A 17,735-nucleotide genomic window follows, 5' to 3' on the forward strand; every position below is an offset into this window, starting at 1 on the left:
TTCATGCCGGCGAACGGAGCATCGGCAACAGTATGAGGTCATCAATGGCTGCGCAGCGCAAACCGACGGTCACCGTCATCGTCCCCACCTTCAACCGGCAAAAATTCCTGCCCGAATCCATCGGCAGCCTGCTGCGGCAGACCGTGATGCCGGATCAGATCCTGATCGTCGACGACGGCTCGACGGATGATACCGGCGCGGTGGCGGCCTCTTTCCCGGCGCCGGTGGAATACCACCGCAAGGAGAATGGCGGGAAATCGACGGCGCTGAATTTTGCCCTGAAGCGCTGCACAGGAGATTTCGTCTGGATATTCGATGACGACGATGTCGCGCACCCGACGGCGCTTGAGCGGTTTCTCGCCGCCTTCGAGCGCGAGCCGGCCGCCGATTTCGCATTCGGCGAATATGCGCGTTTCCAGCGTTCGGCCCAGATCGAGGAGCAGGATTACGAGATCGTCGCCTTCGGACATGTCAGCCAGGACAATTTCTTCCCGTCGCATCTCGAATATTGCCACGTCCACCAGCCGGGCCTCCTGGTGCGCCGCAAATGCTACGACGAGGTGGGTGGCTTCAACGAGACCCTGGTCCGGTCGCAGGACTACGAGATGATGTTGAGGCTTGCACGCCGGTTCAAGGGCATCAGGGTTGATGGCTTGATGTTCTTCCAGCGCCAGCACGACATGGTCCGCGGCAGCACCAAGGTGGTCATTTCCTACACCGACCGGATCAAGGCCTGGGGCGCGTACGACCGGGCGATCATGGAAGAGGTCTACAAGTCGGTCGATCTGCATGAGTATCTGGATCGCTCGGAGCAGGCCCTGCCGAGGACGGCCGATCTCGAGATGCAGGCGCTGCTGCAGCGGTCGAGCATCATGGCCAGGAAGGGTCTGTGGCATCACGCGGCCGAGGACATCCGCCGCTACGCCCTGCTTGCCGAACGAGCCGGAAAGACGTCGCTCAGTGACAAGGAACGCGCCATCGTGCGGCGTACGTTCGAAGCCTACGATACAGGTTTGGCATCTGCCCCGGCCGACGAATTCGTCTCGGCGGTGAAGGCATGGAGGTCGGGACCGCTGAAGGCCGACATCGTCAGGGAATACATGCATTCCTTCCCGCATTATCTGGCGCGGGACCTGAAGGCGGGAAAGGTGATCCCGGCTTCAAAATTGTTGCGGGAGTATTCGGCGCTGTCGCTTTCCGCTTCGCTCGGCCGGCTGTGTCGGGCGATGACGTCGAAGCTTCCCTTGGCGCGCGGCGCAAGCTGATGAGCCGTGGCTTGCGGATACTCGCCCGGGCCGAATTAGGAGCAGAACGATGAAAGTGCTTTTTGCAAGCGGCAACGGGTACATTCCCGAGTTCACCGGCGGCGTGCAATCCAACACGCATCACCTGGTCGAACAGCTGATCGAGCACGGCCATCAGGCGTCGGTCCTCGCCTCGCTGTTCGGCGACGGCATGTTCGGCCTCAAGGCGCGTGCCAAGATGAAGCTGCTGCGGCAGCCCGCGGTTGTCGACAATTTCCCCGGCTACCCGGTGATGCGCGCCTGGTTCCCCTGGGAGGCGGCCGGCTTCGCCGTCGAGAAGGCCACACCGGATGTCGCGGTCGTGCAGTGCCACAAATCCGTCCTGCTCGGAAAGGCGCTTCTTGCCGAAGGCGTGCCGCTGGTCGTCTATCTGCATAATGTCGAATTTCACGAACTCGCCGGCGATCCGCGCGAACTCAATTCGGCTTTGTACATCGCCAATTCGGAATTCACGGCGCGCACCTACAAGGAAAAATTCGGCATCGAGTCCACCGTTCTTCCGCCGACCATCAACGACGCGCTCTACTGCACGCATACGACCGGCGAATTCGTCACCATGATCAATCCCTATGAGGAGAAGGGGTTCGATCTGGCGGTGAGGATTGCGGCCGCCTGCCCGGAGATTCCCTTCCTGTTCGTGGAGAGCTGGAAACTGGAGGACGAGCATCGTGCCCGCATCGAAAAGACCATCGCGCCGCTCTCGAACGTCACGCTGGAAAACCGCACCGACGATATGAAGACGATCTATGGCCGCACCAGGATCCTGCTTGCCCCGAGCAAATGGGAGGAAGCCTGGGGCCGCGTGGCGTCCGAGGCGCATTGCAGCGGCATCCCTGTCGTGGGCTCGAGGCGCGGCGGCCTGCCCGAAGCCATTGGTCCCGGCGGCGTGGTGCTCGACTACGACGCCCCGCTTACCGACTGGGCGTCGGCGGTGACGCGCCTTTGGAATGATCGCCAGGAATACGAACGGCTTTCGGCCTCGGCTCTGGCCTTCTCCAAGCGCCCGGAGCTCGATCCCGCGCGGCAATTGGTGGTGTTTCTCGATCTGCTGGAAAGAGCGGCTCGGCAGGGCGTCCGCCACGCTGCGTAGCTTACAAGCAAGGAGAGGGAACCGTTTGCTGCACTGCACCAAAAATGTTGCGATGCGGCAAAAAACTGCAATAGGTTGGGCCGACAGGAGTCGAAGTTCATGCTGCATGCGTCAGGCCCTGCCGGCGATGTTTCCAGCCTGATTTGGGCGAGAACATCCTGCCGATGAGGATTTGCTTCGTAGTCGATAAATTTCCCACTCTGTCCGAGACATTCGTGCTCGATCAGATTGCCGGATGCATTGAAAGGGGAATGAAAGTCAGCGTCGTCTGCAACGAGATGGCTTTTGGCAAGGATAGCAATGTGGACGATGCACGTTGGCAGACATTGCCCGGCCCTGTCGTTTCCTGGTGGGGTGGCCTGAATCGCTACCGCTCACTGCTCCGGAAATGGTCCGGCAGATTTTGGGACAAGCTTTCGACCTTCATCGACCTGGCCAACGCACAAAAGCTGCGAAACGTCGATGTGATCGTGGCGCATTTTGGCCATAACGGCCTGCGCGTCGCCCGCGTCATGAAGCGGCGCAGGATTTCCGCGCCTTTAGTGACCATATTCCATGGCACCGATGTCGGCAGGCCGTTGCATGACGGCACTCTGGACCAGTACAGGCCCGTTTTCGAACAAGGGGCTCTCCAGCTCCCTGTGAACGCATTCTTCCGTCAGGCCCTGATCGATGCCGGTGCCGCGCCGGCACAAGTCGCGGTTCACCACATGGGCATTCGCCCAAGCGAGATCGAATATCGCTGGCGCTCCTGGCAGGGGCGTACGCTGTCTTTCATCTCGGTCTGCCGGCTGACCGAGAAAAAGGGAACCGAATATGCGCTTCGCGCCCTCGCTTGCCTGCCGCACCGCGATTGGACCTATTCCGTGATCGGCGGCGGGGAATTGCTGGAGGAATTGAAGCTTACCGCCGTCGACCTCGGTATTGCCGACAGGGTGACCTTCCTCGGACCGCGTCCGCACGGCGAGGTGAAGCAGCGCCTGCGCGACGCCCATGTCTTCCTTCTGCCAAGCGTCGCCGGGCGAGACGGCGATCTGGAAGGAATACCGGTTGCGCTCATGGAGGCGATGGCCGGCGGCTTGATCGCTGTCAGCACCTACCATTCGGGAATTCCGGAGCTGATCGAGGATCGCAAGACTGGCTTCCTCGTACCCGAAAGGGACGTCGCCGCGCTTGCCGGCAAACTCACCTGGATCGCCGAGAACCCGGGCCTGTGCGAGCCGATAGCGCTTGCCGCTCGAAGGAAGGTCGAGGCCGATTTCAATGCCGATAGCTTGAATGAACGCTTTGCGCAGATCGTTGCGCGGCTAGGGGAGACCGGATCCGTCACATGAATGCCAATCCGCCGCCCCCGCAATTTGGTCGCGTTGCCTTGCGCGGCGGGCTGGTCACGGCCGGCGCGCAAGGCTTCAAGATAGCGATCCAGTTCCTTTCGGTCGTCATCCTTGCCCGGCTGCTCGTCCCCGAGGATTTCGGCCTGGTGGCTTCCGTGGGACCGATCGTGGCCTTCGTCGGCCTGCTTCAGGATCTGGGCCTCCAGCAGGCGGTCATCCAGCGCAAGGAGATCGATCAACGGCAACTCAACCAAGTTTTCTGGCTGAGCGCGGTTGTCGGCCTGTGCGCCGGGGCGGTCGTGGCCTGCCTGGCCCCCGCCATTGCCGCTTTCTACGGTGATCAGCGAATGTGGGGGATAACACTTGCTTCCGCCGTGCCGCTGCTTTTTGGCAGTCTTGCCGCGGTGCCGCTTGCCCTGATGAACCGCCATCTGCAATTCGGCCAGCTTGCGCTCAACGACGCAGTCACCGCGGCCGTAGGGCTGCTCGCTACCGCAACCGCGGCGTATTTAGGGCTTGGCTATTGGTCTCTGGTTTTGGGTCCGGCTGTGTCGGCTGTCGTAGCGCTGGTTGCGGGCTGGCTGGTGACGCGCTGGACGCCGTCTTGGCCGAATCTGAAGGTCGACGCGGACATATTCAGGTTCGGGGCGAACCTCACGGGCTTCAACCTCGTCAATTTTCTGTCTCGCAACCTCGACAACATTCTCATCGGAAAATATTCCGGCGCGGTCGAGCTGGGCTACTATGATCGCGCCTACAAGCTTCTGCTGTTTCCGCTGCAGAACATCAACCAGCCGCTGACGCGTATCATGGTGCCGCTGCTCAGCCGCATCCATGAGGACAAGCAACGATTTCGAGACATCTATGTCCGGACAAACTGGCTGCTGGCCGTCATCACCATGCCCGGCATTGCGACTTTGACACTGACTTCGGAGCAGGTGGTCAGGCTTCTCTTCGGCGAGCGTTGGATGGCCGTGGCGCCGATTTTCGCCTGGCTGGGCATCGCCGGCCTGATGCAGTCCGTATCGAGCACCACGGGGTGGATATTCATCTGCCAGGGCAAGACGAAGACGATGTTTCATTGGGGCATCTATTCGTCTTTGACGACCGTCGCCTCCTTCATCGTCGGCCTGCATTGGGGCGCCATCGGCGTCGCGGCTGCCTATGCCATCAGCGGTTACGTGCTGCGCATCCCGGTGCTTGCCGCCCTGATCCATCGTGTCGGCCCGGTGACCGCCGGCGATTTTCTGGGCATACAGGGGCTCTTCATCGTCTCGTCCCTGCTCGCCTGGCTCTCATATCTGTCGCTGCCGGCGTTGCTGACCAATCAGTCGGACCTGCTCACGATCCTGGTGGCGGTCGTCCTAAACTACGGGTTCGCCTTGGCCCTCATGCTTGCTGTTCCGCAGTCGCGCAAGGCGTTGTTCGCCACTCTTGCCAACGTCGCCAGCAACATTGGGTGAGCGGTTGCCTATCAAGGAGGACAACGGCCTGGTTGCCGACATTGCCGACGCATGCTCTTCCAGCACGGCCTCGAGGCTTGCCCGGCGATAGTGGTCAAGACTGGCGATGAATCTGCCGAGTTTTTCGGCTGCTTCCGACGGCGTTACGGTATCGATGTCGAGCAGAAGGTCGTCGACACCGATGCGCTTGGCGACTTCCTTGGTTTTGAATTCATAGGCGATCGGCAGCACCGGCGTGCCGACGCAAAGCGACATGATCATCATATGCATGCGCGTGGCGACGACGAAGTCGCAATCCTTCACCAGCGCCATCAATTGGTCGGGCGTATGAAATGCGGCGTCGACATTGACGTGTTCGGCGATTTCCGGGTCGAGTTCGGCCACGATCGCCCGCGCAGTCCTGGCGTCGTCATGGGCATATTCCGGCACACCCTGGCAAGTTGAGATGAAGGTCACCTGCTTGCCGTGGTCCCTGACAAGAATTGTGGCGATCTCCCGGATCGAATCGAGATAGCGGCGCATGCCATCCTCACCGTCGCTGACGAAGCTCCAGTGGCGGACGGAAATAGCGACTCGGCCCGTCGGCGCCGGTGCGCTGCCGAGATGTTTCTTGATCCTGTCGGTATCAGCCAGGGCAAAGACGGCATCGGCGACCACATGGCATTTGCCGGGGTCTTTCACCAGATCCAGTATGTGATTTCTGGATCGCTCGTCACGCAGCAGGATGAGCGGAGCCCGGTCGAAGATCGGACCTAGCTCCTGGCGATTGTAGCTTTTCTTGAACGGGCCGAGCGATTGCGTGAAGAAGATCGGGTCCTTGCCCAAGATCGCATCGATGCGGAATTGATTGAGCCGCTTTTCAAGATCGTAGTTCTCGACGAGATAGGTTCCGCCTGTCGTGACCACCAGGTCGGCGCTCGCATAGGCCTTAAGGCCGTGGCGGTCGCTTCTGCTGAAGAACACGCTGCTGGCGCCGTTTTGGGCAAAGCGGCGCAAGGCGCGCAAGACTCCCCGATTGTAGATCGACTTGAGCCGGCCCTTTATCCCGCCGCCATGCTGATCCCTGAACAGGGATTCCGACAGCAGCTTGTGGAATTCGAGATCGGGGTAATCTTTCTTCGGGTAAAGCCTGGCCGCGACGTCGGGCTGACTGTCGAAAACCAGGAACTGCACATCGCCGCCGACGATCGATCTGAGAATATGGCGGATAGCCAAAAGGATCGCGGCATCGCCAGTGTTCAGACACACTGTGTTTTCGATCACGACTTTCATGGGGAACCTCGTTTCGCGTCCGTGGCCAGGCCACAGCGGTTAAACGGCATGTTTGCCGGAGTGCTGCCACGCGATCCGCGTCGCGATCTGGCGTGCTGCTCCGCGCTGATAGCCAACGCGAAATCCGGATCGACGCCAAGCAGGCTGAGAGTAGCTTATGATTTTTGCAGTGCAACAAAAAATGTGCGGGCGCTTGCTACGCCGCACCAAAATTGTTGCGATGCAGCAAAAGCTGTACTAGCATCCCCGATGGGTGGGCCCAACAGCGGTCGAGTTACATGCTGCATGTCTTGTACCTTGTGCATGACGTATCCGACCCGGCGGTGCGCCGGAGAATACAGATGCTCAAGGCAGGCGGCGCCAGGGTTACCCTGGCGGGCTTCCGCCGCACCACCAGCCCGGTCGCCGAGATCGAAGGCATCGAGCCTGTCGACCTTGGCGCGACGCGCGACGGCCGATTCGCGCAGCGCATCGGCGCTGTCGCCAAGGCAGCCATATCGATCGGCGCGAAGCTGGGCGCCGTGCCCAAGCCTGATCTCATCATCGCGCGCAACCTCGAAATGCTGGCGCTGGCCCGCCGCGCCAACGGCGCGCTCGGGGCGAGCGTGCCGATCGTCTATGAATGTCTCGATATCCATCGCCTGGTGCTGCGCGACGACTTCGTCGGCAGGACGCTGCGTGGCGCCGAACGCCATCTCGCGCGCGACGTGAAGCTTCTGGTGACGAGCTCGCCGGCCTTCATCGCCAATTACTTCGAGCCTTTCGGGCAGATCGTCGCACCTGTCGAGCTGATAGAGAACAAATATTTCGACGCAGCATCCGTTGTCGCCGCGCATTCTGTCGAGGACGACAGCCCGTTGCCGCCGCCCTGGCGTATCGGCTGGTTCGGCGCGCTGCGCTGCCGCCGCTCGCTGGAGCTGCTGGCCGATTTCACCCGCCGGCAGGCGGGCCGTTTCGAAGTCGTGCTCAGGGGCCGTCCGGCGCTGTCCGAATTTCCGGACTTTCACGGTTTCGTCGAGGCCGAGCCGTGGCTTTCCTTCCGCGGCCCCTACCGCAATCCGGAGGACATGGCAGCCATCTACGGTGAGGTGCATTTCTCCTGGGCGATCGATTTTTTCGAGGCCGGCCAGAATTCCGAATGGCTGCTTCCCAACCGCCTCTACGAGGGCTGCCGCTTCGGCGCCGTGCCGATCTCCATGGCGGACACCGAAACCGGAAGGTTCCTGAAGCAGCGGGATATCGGCGTGCTCCTGCCCGAAGCGACGCCCGAAAGCCTCGAGGCGATGCTGAGCCGGATGGATCAAGATGAATATCGCGGCCTGAGGTCGCGCGTGTCGGCGCGCAATCCGAAGACCTGGAGCTACGACCGCAGCGACTGCGCGGCCTTCGTCGACAAGCTGCGCGGCCTCGCCGCCGTGCCTTCGGCTTTTGCGACACAGGCGGCCGCGTGATGGCGCAACAGGGCGAACAAAAACCGATGGCGCAGTCCGCCTCATCGATCCTGATCGTCATTCCCTGCCTCAACGAGGCCGCCCATATCGGCGGCCTGCTCGACCAATTGCAGCCCGCGGCGGCCCGGCTCGGCGGCCGCATCGTCGTCGCCGACGGCGGCAGCACCGACGGCACGCAAGCCATCGTCGAAAACGTCGCGGCGAAGGATCCCCGGGTCATCCTGCTCGCCAATCCGAAGCGCCTCCAGAGCGCCGCCATCAATCTCGCGGTGACGGCCCTTGGCGAAGGCGCCGACTATCTCATTCGCATCGACGCGCATGGCGGCTATCCGGACGACTACTGCGACCGGCTGGTCGCGGAGACCCTTGCCACCGGCGCCGATTCGGTCGTCGTTTCGATGCTGACCGCCGGCACCGGGGCCGTGCAGAAGGCGGTCGCGGCGGCGCAGAATTCCAAGCTCGGCACCGGCGGCTCGAAGCACCGGCACATGTCCGAAGGCGAATGGGTCGACCACGGCCACCACGCGCTGATGCGCGTCGCCGCCTTCAGGCATGTCGGCGGCTACGACGAGAGCTTCAGCCACAATGAGGACGCCGAGCTCGACTACCGCCTGCGTCAGGCCGGCTACCGCATCTGGATGAGCGGCAGGACGCAGATGGTCTACTATCCGCGCTCGACGCTGAAGAGCCTCTATTTCCAGTATCTCGGCTATGGCCGCGGTCGCGCCAGGAACGTGCTGAAGCACCGCATGGTGCCGAAGGTTCGGCAGATGATTCCGCTGCTGGTTGCGCCCGTGGTGCTGCTCGCCCTGTTTTCCTTCGTCCACTGGCTGGCGGCGCTGCCGTTCCTCTTATGGGCGGCGGTGTGCCTCGGTTACGGCCTGGTGACGGCGATACGCCAGCGCAACGCCAGCATAGCGCTGGCTGGGGTTTCGGCGATGGTCATGCATTTCGGCTGGTCGGCCGGTTTCTGGCAGCAGCTTCTGGCGTCTCGATTGCAGCGCAAGGTGGCGTGATGACCGGGCGCTCGATCGACATCTGCATCTGCACTTTCCGTCGGCCGGAGCTGGCCGACACGCTGCGCTCCGTCGCCGCGCTGGAGAAGCCGGCGGGAGCCGAGATTGGCATCGTCGTTGCCGACAATGACGATGAGCCCGGCGCGCAGAAGCTGGTGAAAGCATTGGCCGAGGAATTGAAGCTGCCGGTCCGCTATCGTCACGCGCCGGCGCGCAACATCTCGATTGCCCGCAACGCCTGTCTCGACGCCAGCGTGTCGGACTTCGTTGCCTTCATCGATGACGACGAGACGGCGTCGCCCCGCTGGCTGGTCGAATTGATGGCGGCGGCCGATGCCACGGGCGCTGCGGCGGTGCTCGGTCCGGTGCGGGCGCATTACCGCCCCGACGCGCCGAACTGGATGCAGAAGGGCGACTTCCATTCCACCTTGCCGGTCTGGGTGCGCGGCGAGATCCGCACCGGCTACACCTGCAACGTGTTGCTCAAAATGGCCGACGCGAGCCTTCGCGGCCGGCGCTTCAGCCTGGCGCGCGGCCAGACCGGCGGCGAGGACACCGAGTTCTTCGATGCCATGGTCAAGGCCGGCGGCCGCATCGCCTTTGCTCCGCAAGCCTTCGTCGACGAGGTCGTGCCGCGTGCCAGGGCCGCGTTCGACTGGCTGCGCCGCCGCCGCTTCCGCTTCGGCCAGACGCATGGCCACCTGATAGGACACGGCGCCGGCAGGTTGCGTCGCGCCGGTCAGATCGGGCTCGCTTCGGCCAAGGCTGCCTACTGCTTCGGTATGGCTATTTTGACCGCCATCAGCCCGGTGCAGCGGAACCGCAGCGTGCTGCGCGGCATTATGCACGTTGGTGTCGTCAGCGGTTTGGTCGGCGTCCGTGAAATCCGCCAATACGGCCTCACGTCGCCAGAACAAGGGAACAAGCGTGCAGCCTGACGTCAGCTTCGTCATCGCCGCCTACAACGCCGAGGCGACTCTCGACCGCGCCATCGCCGGCGCGATCGCGCAACTCGGCGTGACCGTCGAGGTCATCGTCGTCGACGACCAGTCGAGCGACGGCACGCTGGATGTGGCGCGTGCTTATCCGCAAGATGTCGTCAAGGTGGTGGCGCTGCCCGCCAATCGCGGTCCGGGCGGCGCCCGCAATGCCGGCCTCGACCTGGCGCGCGGCCGCTGGGTGGCGGTGCTCGATTCCGACGATGCGGTCCTTCCCGGTCGCCTTGCCATGATGATCTCCCGCGCCGAAGCGGCGGGCGCCCAGATTGCGGTCGACAATGTGCAGATCGTGCGCGAGGACGGCACGCCCGATGACACCATGTTCCCGGCTGGCTATCTCGAAAGCTTGCGCGAAATCTCGCTGGCCGACTACATCGCCGGCAATCTGGTCTTCGAATCGCGCTTCAATTTCGGCTATCTCAAGCCGATCTTCCAGCGCCGGTTCCTCGACGACAACAAGCTGCGCTACGACGAGAAGCTGCGCATCGGCGAGGACTACATTCTGCTCGCAAGCGCGCTGGCCAGCGGCGGCCGTTGCGTGGTCGAGCCGACCGTCGGTTATGCCTACCACATCCGCACCGGCTCGATCTCGCGCGTGCTCGAACTGCATCACGTTGAGGCGATGACGCGCGCCGATGCCGTGTTCGCGGCGGCATATCCCATGGACAGCGACGCAAAGGCGGCTTTCGCCAGGCGTGGCCGCAGCCTCCGCAAGGCGGCGTCGTTCCTGTCCCTGGTTCAGCACATCAAGGCACGCGCCCCGCTCAAGGCGATCGGCGCGGCGCTCAGGGATCCGGCCGCCATCGGGCATATGTCGATGCCGATCGCGGTTCGGCTCAGAAGGCTTGGGGCGCAAATTCGCCGTGGGGGTGGGGAGATGAAGCATGCGGGCGATTTGATAGCCGGCGACAGGTAGAAATCTTTTCTCTCAGAAGGAAGAGCAGATGCAGAAAGTCAGGAAGGCAGTCATCCCGGTGGCGGGGCTCGGAACGCGGTTCCTGCCGGCGACCAAGTCGATGCCGAAGGAGATGCTGCCCGTCGTCGACAAGCCTGTCGTGCAATATGCCGTTGACGAGGCGTTCGAAGCCGGCATCGAGCACATCGTCTTCGTCACCGGCCGCAACAAGGCGGTCATCGAGGATTATTTCGACCTGCATCCTGAACTGATCGGCACGCTGGAGCAGACCGGCAAGAAAGCGCAGCTCGAAGCGCTGGAAAGCCTGCTGCCGGAGGCCGGCGCCACCTCCTTCATCCGTCAGCAGTCGCCGCAGGGCCTCGGCCACGCCGTATGGTGCGCGCGCGAGGTGATCGGCAATGAGCCTTTCGCGCTGCTGCTTCCCGACATGGTGTCCTTCGGCGCGCGCGGCTGCCTCGCCGAGACGGTCGATCTCTATCAGCGGACCGGCGGCAATGTGATCGCCGTCGAGCGCTGCGACCCGGCCGAAACCAGCAAATACGGCATTGTCGGCCGCGGCGCCGACGTGGCATCCGGCTTCGAAGTGACGGCGATGGTCGAAAAACCCGCGCCGGCCAATGCGCCGTCGAATTTCTACATCAACGGCCGCTACGTTCTGCAGCCGGAGATCTTTGCTCTGCTCGGCAATCAGCAGCGCGGCGCCGGCAATGAAATCCAGCTCACCGACGCCATGGTGCGGCTGGCCCAAAGCCAGTCTTTCTACGCCCGGCCTTTCGACGGCCGCATGTTCGACTGCGGCTCCAAGGAGGGCTTCATCGAGGCCACCATCGCCTTCGCCCTGGCGCGCGACGACATGAAGGGCCCTGTCTTCGAGATGCTGCAGCAATTTGTCCGGTCGCATGAGCGCCGGGAAGTGGCCGCATAATGCCCATCTTTCGGGTGCATATGCGGTTTCGCGATGGCGCGACAGCCACACCAGCGCCCGGGCCTTCCGGCCCGGCGCATCCTGGCAGCAACGTTGCGCGGTCTTTTCTGGTCACGACGCCGATCTACCAAGGCCGATAGCGCCTGCAACCTGGAATTGGACCGAAGATGAACTATGCCACCTTCCCCCTCGACAAGAGGATGCCGTTGCCCAGCACCGATCCGGAAAAGGGTGAAGACTTCATCGATATCGAGCGTCTGCTTGGCATGGCCGCCCGACAGGCCAAGGTGGTGGCGGTCTGCGCCATTATCGGTCTGTGCCTGGGCGTCATCTATCTGCAGACTACGCCCAAGCAGTATACGGCGGTCGCCAGCGTTTTGATTGATGAAGGGCTGAACAAGGTCGTCGACGACATCTCGGCTGCGAGCGCCACGGTACAAACGGACGCGACGATTCTCAGCCAGATAGAGGTTCTCAACTCCGCACGGCTGGCGTCTGTGGTGGTCGACAAGCTGAAGCTCGATCAAAACCCGGACTTCATGAGCCCGCCGCAGTCGGCTTTGGCCAAGGGTGTGGGGTTCCTGCGCAGTGTTGTCGGCTATTTCCGCGGCAGCTCGGCAAACGAGCTTCCCGGTATCGAGAATGTCGACGCCGCGACGCGCGAAGCCATGATCAAGACCGCGACCCACGATTACGCGGTTCTCATGCTGCAGACCGGGTTGATGGCGGATCGCGTCGGCCGTGCCAACGTCATCAGCATCGGTTATCAGTCGACAGATCCGGCACTCGCCACGGCCATCACCAAGGCCTATGCCGACGCCTATCTGGCCGACCAGCTCAACGCCAGCTTCGACGCCACCGAGCGCGCGGCCTTGTGGCTGCAGGGCCGGCTCACGGAGTTGCGTGAGAGCTCTCAGCGGGCAGCCTTGGCCGTCGAGAAGTTCAGGGCCGAACATGGATTGTCTGCCAACAGCGACGGCCAGCTCCTGAGCGACAAGCAACTCGCCGATCTCAACGCACAGCTCATCGTCGCCCAGGCCGATACCGCCAGAGCCAGCGCCCGCTATCAGCAATACAAGGCGATCGTCGAAAGCGGCTCCGAAAGCGCCTTCAACGATTCGGCCATCGGAGCCGACCAGCCGAGCAGCTCGGTCATCATCGCGCTCAAGACCCGCTATCTGGCCATTGCCAAGCGCCTGCAGGACGTCGAGACGAATTTCGGCAAGGATCACCCGCAAGCGGTCGCGCTGGCCAAGGAAAAGGCCGATGTCTCGGCGCAGATCTTCGGCCAGTTGAAACAGCTCACCGAAAGCTACCGCAACGATTTCGAGGTGGCGCAGGCGCGCGAAACGGCTTTGCGCGACAAGATTTCCACCGCCGCCGGCAAGAGCTCGATCGACAACCAGTCGCAGGTCAAGCTCAAGGAGCTCGACCAGCAGGCACAGGCGCTCACCACGCTCTATCAGACCTTCCTCAGCCGCTATGAGGAAGCTTCGCAGCAGCAATCCTTCCCGGTCGGCAAGGTCCGCATCATTTCCGACGCGACGATGCCGCTCGCGGCCTCCAGCCCGCGCACCTTGCGCGTGCTGGCGCTCTCGCTGGTGCTCGGCCTGATGCTTGGCGCCGGCTTCGGCGGCCTCAACGAGTTCAACGAGCGTTTCTTCAGGACGGGCGAGGACGTTCGCGACCGCGTCGGCCTGAAATTCCTCGGTTATCTGCCGACGATCGGCGGCGGCAAAGCCAAGGATACCAAAGCCGACGACCTGCCTGCCGACGGCAAGGTGGCCAGCCTCTCCGCGGCTGAGAGACGGGCGCGCATGCGCGTCAGCATCGACGCCCCGGCCTCGATGTTCGCCGAGACGCTGCGTAACGCCAAGATCGCCTTCGACGTGGTGATGGAAGACCGCAGCAGCCGGGTCATCGGCGTCATTTCGGTGCTGCCTGGAGAAGGCAAGTCGACGGTGGCCGCGAACCTCGCCGGCCTGCTCGCGGCCAACGGTGCCAAGACCTTGCTCATCGACGGCGACCTGCGCAATCCAGGCCTGAGCCGCAGCCTCGGCATGGAGGCCGAGCAGGGCCTGATGGAAGCGGTGGTCAACGGCCAGAGCTGGCAGTCCGTCGGCAAGGTCGATCGCCAGACCAAGCTGGCGATCATTCCCGCCGTGCTGCGCGGCCAGTTTTCGCACACCAGCGAGCTTCTGGGCTCGGCCGGCATGCGGCGCTTCATCGAAAACGCCAAGGAGACGTTCGAATACATCATCGTCGACCTGCCGCCGCTCGGGCCCGTCGTCGACGCCAAGGCCTTCGCGCCGCTGGTTGACGGCTTTGTGCTGGTCACCGAATGGGGCCGCACGCCCCGCAACATGGTGCGCTCGATGCTGGAATCCGAGCCCTATATCGCCAATAAGGTGATCGGCGCGGTGCTCAACAAGGTCGATCTGAAGAAGCTGGCGAAATACGGCTCGCTCGGCGGCTCGGAAAGGTTCTTCGACCGCTATTCGAGCTACTATCTGGAAAAATCGGAGCAGCGCCCCAAGCAGGCCGCCTGAGGCGTGTTTCCGTTCGGAAAGACAGAGATCGGGGGCGGTTCAGCCTAGGAGCGTGAACCGTCCTAATCCCGCGAAGACAGCAGCCGGCCGTATTTGCCGACGATCCTGAGCGCCGTCAGTCGTCCCGTTTGAAAGGCGCCGGTGTCGATGTCGAGCCGGCGTCCGTCGAGTGACGGAACATCCACGATCGTGTGTCCGTGCACCACCCAGCGGTCGAGACGGTGTGCCGCCTGGAAGAACTCCTCGCGGATGTTGAGCAGATCGCCCTCATCCTGCGCCTCGAGCGCGACGCCGGGACGGATGCCGGCATGCACGAAGACGAAATGCTCGGAGCAGACCATCGCCGGCAGCGTGCGCAGGAAGTCGACATGGCTGGCTGGAATGGCCTCGCGTATGCGCGCATCCGCCTGCTCGCTCGAACCGTAGAGGCTCATCAGCCGGTCAGGGTCAACGCCGTAGGAGAACAGGGTTTCGCGGCCGCCATAGCCGAGCCAGGTTTCGCGCGAGAGATGACCATCCAGATAGAGGAGCAGCGCGACTTCATGATTTCCCACGAGGCAGATGCGCTGGAAGCCCTTCGGCGGCGGCGCCATCAGATGGTCGATCACGCGCCGCGAATGCGGCCCGCGGTCGATATAGTCGCCCAGCATGATGATGATCTTGCGACCGCTGAAGCGCTGCGAATCGATCTGGATCTTTTGCTCCAGCGCGCGCAGTTCGTCGTGGCAGCCATGCACGTCGCCGATTGCGTAGACGACCATGTCGCGCATGTCCATGACGAGGCGCTCGCGTGGCGCGGGTCGAGGGCGTCTCGATCGTTGGAAAAGATTCACGGATTGAGGCTCGGCTACTTGCACTGATCTGCGCCTCGATATCATGCCGAATGCAAACAATTCCACACCGGCGCGCGATCGGCAGTCGCGTCGTCAGGCGGCCTTCAACCGATAGCGGAACAGCGAGTGGTCCAAGAGCAGCCGGATGCGCGGCTCGGCCTCGGTCGCGATCAGCCAGCTTACCGCGATCATGGCCGCGCCGACGGCGGCGATCGCTGCAAGATACGGCACGTCGGCACGCATCAGGGCGCCGAGCATCGCCACGCCGACGACATCATGGATGAGATAGAGCGGATAGATCATCGGCCCGATCGGCCGCCAGCCGGGCCAGGAAAGGTCGAGGCGCAGCGACAATGCCATCAGCGCGACAGCCGCCAGACAGTGATAGAACATCACCATGAAGGCGGCCGGCAATCGCAGTATGTCGACACCGCCGAATGTCGTCTTGTGCTGGGCCATGCCGTGCCTCCGGTATGGCCCCCCACGCAAATTTTAAAGATTATTGCTGCGCTGCACAATAAGCGATTGCAGTGCGGTACAAATTGGTAAATTGATCCTTAACGCGGTCGTCTGCCGGCGACTACACCCCGATGCCGCGTCCCTTCAGCGCCGCCGTGATCTCGTCCAGGATCGCCGGATCGTCGATCGTCGCCGGCATGGTCCATTCCTCCTTGTCGGCGATCTTCTGCATCGTGCCGCGCAGGATCTTGCCGGAGCGGGTCTTGGGCAGCCGCTTGATCGTCACCACGGTCTTGAAGGCCGCAACCGGGCCGATCCTCTCGCGCACCAGCCCGACAACCTCACTTTCGATCGTGCCGCTATCGCGCGACACGCCGGCATTGAGCACGACGAAGCCGAGCGGCACCTGGCCCTTCATGGCATCGGCAATGCCGATGACCGCGCATTCGGCGACATCGGGATGAGCCGCCAGCACCTCTTCCATGGCGCCGGTCGAGAGCCGGTGGCCGGCGACGTTGATGATGTCATCGGTGCGGGCCATCACATAGAGGTAGCCGTCCTCGTCCATCATGCCGGCGTCGGCCGTCTTGTAGTAGCCGGGGAACTCCTCGAGGTAAGCCTGGCGGAAACGGGCGTCGGCGTTCCACAGCGTCGGCAGGCAGCCGGCGGGCAGCGGCAGCTTGACCACGACATTGCCGAGCGTGCCGCGCGCCACCTCGTGGCCGGCATCGTCGAGGATGCGAATGTCGTAGCCCGGCATCGGCACGCCGGGCGAGCCGTATTTCACCGGCAAAAGCCCGAGCCCCGCCGGATTGATCGTCATCGGCGAGCCGGTCTCGGTCTGCCACCAATGGTCGATGACGGGACGGTCGAGCTTCTGCTCCGCCCATTTTATCGTTTCGGGGTCGGCGCGCTCGCCGGCCAGGAACAAAGTTCGGAACTTCGATAGGTCGTATTTCGGCACGAACTCGCCCCTGGGATCCTGCCCCTTGATGGCGCGGAATGCGGTCGGCGCGGTGAACAGCGCCACAACGCCATGCTCAGAGATCACCCGCCAGTAGGTGCCGGCATCCGGCGTGCCGATCGGCTTGCCTTCGAACAGCACGCTGGTGCAGCCATGCAGAAGCGGCCCGTAGACGATGTAGGAATGGCCGACCACCCAGCCGACGTCGGAGGCCGCCCAGAAGACTTCGCCGGGCTTGACGCCGAACTCGTTGTCCATGGTCCATTTCAACGCGACCATGTGGCCGCCATTGTCGCGCACGATGCCTTTCGGCTGCCCGGTCGTCCCGGAGGTGTAGATGATATAGAGCGGGTCGGTGGCTAAAACCGGCACGCAGTCGACATTGGCGCCGGCGGCGCGTTCGCGCGCAACCGCATCGGCATAGTCGAAGTCGTAATTGTCGTGCATCTCGCAGCGCAGCTGCTCGCGCTGCAGGATGAGGCAGGCGTCCGGCTTGTGCTTCGACATCTCGATCGCCTTGTCGAGCAGCGGCTTGTAGGCGACGACGCGGCCTGGCTCCAGGCCGCAGGAGGCGGTGATGATCAGCTTCGGCTTGGCGTCGTCAATGCGGGTGGCGAGCTCGTGCGAGGCGAAGCCGCCGAACACCACCGAGTGCACGGCGCCCAGCCTCGCGCAGGCAAGCATGGCGATAGCGGCTTCCGCCACCATCGGCATGTAGATGATGACGCGGTCGCCCTTGCCGATGCCGCGATGCCTCAGCACCGACGCCAACGCGACCACCTCGCGCTTTAGCTCCGCATAGGTGAATTTCCGCACCGTGCCGGTGATCGCGCTGTCGTGGATCAGCGCCAGCTGTTCGGCGCGGCCGCCCGCCACATGGCGGTCGATGGCGTTGAAGCAGGTGTTGCAGCTGGCGCCGACGAACCAGCGACCATAAACGCCGGCTTTTGGATCGAAGACACTTTCGGCCGGCCTATACCAGTCGATCGCCTTGGCCGCCTCGGCCCAGAACCCCACGGGGTCGCGTTTCCAGCTCTCATAGACTTCGCGGTAGCGTGAGGCCATCGACTTTCCTCCCCAGGAACATTCCGTCGTCTGGCCATAGCCTAAGCCGCTTCTCGCGGCCATGTCTCCCTGCATTTTGATCGACGTTGCTTGTCA

Annotated in this window: 14 protein-coding genes; 10 read left to right on the forward strand and 4 right to left on the reverse strand. The window is 63.1% G+C overall.

Going from position 1 to position 17,735, the window contains the following annotated elements:
- The first annotated feature begins 44 nt into the window (after positions 1 to 44).
- The 4 genes from LB515_RS09915 (at position 45) to LB515_RS09930 (ending at position 5,191) form a co-directional block, all read left to right on the forward strand.
- Positions 45 to 1,265, forward strand: a complete 1,221-nt coding sequence (locus LB515_RS09915) for a glycosyltransferase family 2 protein (protein WP_224707576.1) — start codon at positions 45 to 47, stop codon at positions 1,263 to 1,265.
- A 49-nt stretch (positions 1,266 to 1,314) separates the two neighbouring features.
- Positions 1,315 to 2,394: a glycosyltransferase gene (locus LB515_RS09920; RefSeq protein WP_224707577.1), complete on the forward strand. Its 1,080-nt coding sequence runs from the start codon at positions 1,315 to 1,317 to the stop codon at positions 2,392 to 2,394.
- A 143-nt stretch (positions 2,395 to 2,537) separates the two neighbouring features.
- On the forward strand, positions 2,538 to 3,728 hold the full coding sequence (locus LB515_RS09925; protein WP_224707578.1) for a glycosyltransferase: 1,191 nt from the start codon (positions 2,538 to 2,540) through the stop codon (positions 3,726 to 3,728).
- Positions 3,725 to 5,191 (forward strand): lipopolysaccharide biosynthesis protein, encoded by a 1,467-nt coding sequence (locus LB515_RS09930; protein ID WP_224527084.1) that lies wholly within the window; start codon positions 3,725 to 3,727, stop codon positions 5,189 to 5,191. Before LB515_RS09925 ends, LB515_RS09930 begins: the two co-directional genes overlap by 4 nt.
- Here LB515_RS09930 and LB515_RS09935 read toward each other — a convergent pair.
- Positions 5,093 to 6,463 (reverse strand): polysaccharide pyruvyl transferase family protein, encoded by a 1,371-nt coding sequence (locus LB515_RS09935; RefSeq protein ID WP_224707579.1) that lies wholly within the window; start codon positions 6,461 to 6,463, stop codon positions 5,093 to 5,095. The genes LB515_RS09930 and LB515_RS09935 overlap by 99 nt on opposite strands.
- 278 nt (positions 6,464 to 6,741) lie before the next feature.
- On the opposite strand from LB515_RS09935, the gene LB515_RS09940 reads away from it, so the two are divergent.
- From LB515_RS09940 to LB515_RS09965, 6 genes are all read left to right on the forward strand, one after another.
- Positions 6,742 to 7,914 (forward strand): glycosyl transferase family 1, encoded by a 1,173-nt coding sequence (locus tag LB515_RS09940; protein WP_224707580.1) that lies wholly within the window; start codon positions 6,742 to 6,744, stop codon positions 7,912 to 7,914.
- A gap of 26 nt (positions 7,915 to 7,940) precedes the next feature.
- Positions 7,941 to 8,930: a glycosyltransferase family 2 protein gene (locus LB515_RS09945; RefSeq protein ID WP_224707724.1), complete on the forward strand. Its 990-nt coding sequence runs from the start codon at positions 7,941 to 7,943 to the stop codon at positions 8,928 to 8,930.
- Positions 8,930 to 9,868 carry a glycosyltransferase gene (locus tag LB515_RS09950; RefSeq protein ID WP_224707581.1) on the forward strand — a complete coding sequence of 313 codons (939 nt, stop codon included), beginning with the start codon at positions 8,930 to 8,932 and terminating at the stop codon, positions 9,866 to 9,868. Before LB515_RS09945 ends, LB515_RS09950 begins: the two co-directional genes overlap by 1 nt.
- A complete protein-coding gene (locus LB515_RS09955) occupies positions 9,858 to 10,844 on the forward strand; it encodes a glycosyltransferase family 2 protein (RefSeq protein ID WP_224707582.1) in 987 nt (328 codons plus the stop codon). The genes LB515_RS09950 and LB515_RS09955 overlap by 11 nt, the downstream gene beginning before the upstream one ends.
- A 28-nt stretch (positions 10,845 to 10,872) precedes the next feature.
- Complete coding sequence (gene galU, locus LB515_RS09960) at positions 10,873 to 11,769, forward strand: UTP--glucose-1-phosphate uridylyltransferase GalU (RefSeq protein ID WP_095766145.1); 897 nt, start codon at positions 10,873 to 10,875, stop codon at positions 11,767 to 11,769.
- Positions 11,770 to 11,936: 167 nt separating this feature from the next.
- The gene (locus LB515_RS09965; protein WP_224707583.1) at positions 11,937 to 14,318 is read left to right on the forward strand and encodes a polysaccharide biosynthesis tyrosine autokinase; all 2,382 of its coding nucleotides are present in this window, start codon (positions 11,937 to 11,939) and stop codon (positions 14,316 to 14,318) included.
- Between the two features lie 62 nt (positions 14,319 to 14,380).
- Here LB515_RS09965 and LB515_RS09970 read toward each other — a convergent pair whose 3' ends face one another.
- The 3 genes from LB515_RS09970 to LB515_RS09980 form a co-directional block, all read right to left on the reverse strand.
- Positions 14,381 to 15,094 carry a metallophosphoesterase gene (locus LB515_RS09970; protein ID WP_224707584.1) on the reverse strand — a complete coding sequence of 238 codons (714 nt, stop codon included), beginning with the start codon at positions 15,092 to 15,094 and terminating at the stop codon, positions 14,381 to 14,383.
- Positions 15,095 to 15,244: 150 nt separating this feature from the next.
- On the reverse strand, positions 15,245 to 15,610 hold the full coding sequence (locus LB515_RS09975; protein ID WP_224707585.1) for a hypothetical protein: 366 nt from the start codon (positions 15,608 to 15,610) through the stop codon (positions 15,245 to 15,247).
- A gap of 121 nt (positions 15,611 to 15,731) precedes the next feature.
- On the reverse strand, positions 15,732 to 17,639 hold the full coding sequence (locus LB515_RS09980) for a propionyl-CoA synthetase (RefSeq protein WP_224707586.1): 1,908 nt from the start codon (positions 17,637 to 17,639) through the stop codon (positions 15,732 to 15,734).
- Positions 17,640 to 17,735 lie beyond the last annotated feature (96 nt).

The sequence above is a fragment of the Mesorhizobium sp. CA15 genome (assembly GCF_020165215.1).
GTDB lineage: Bacteria > Pseudomonadota > Alphaproteobacteria > Rhizobiales > Rhizobiaceae > Mesorhizobium.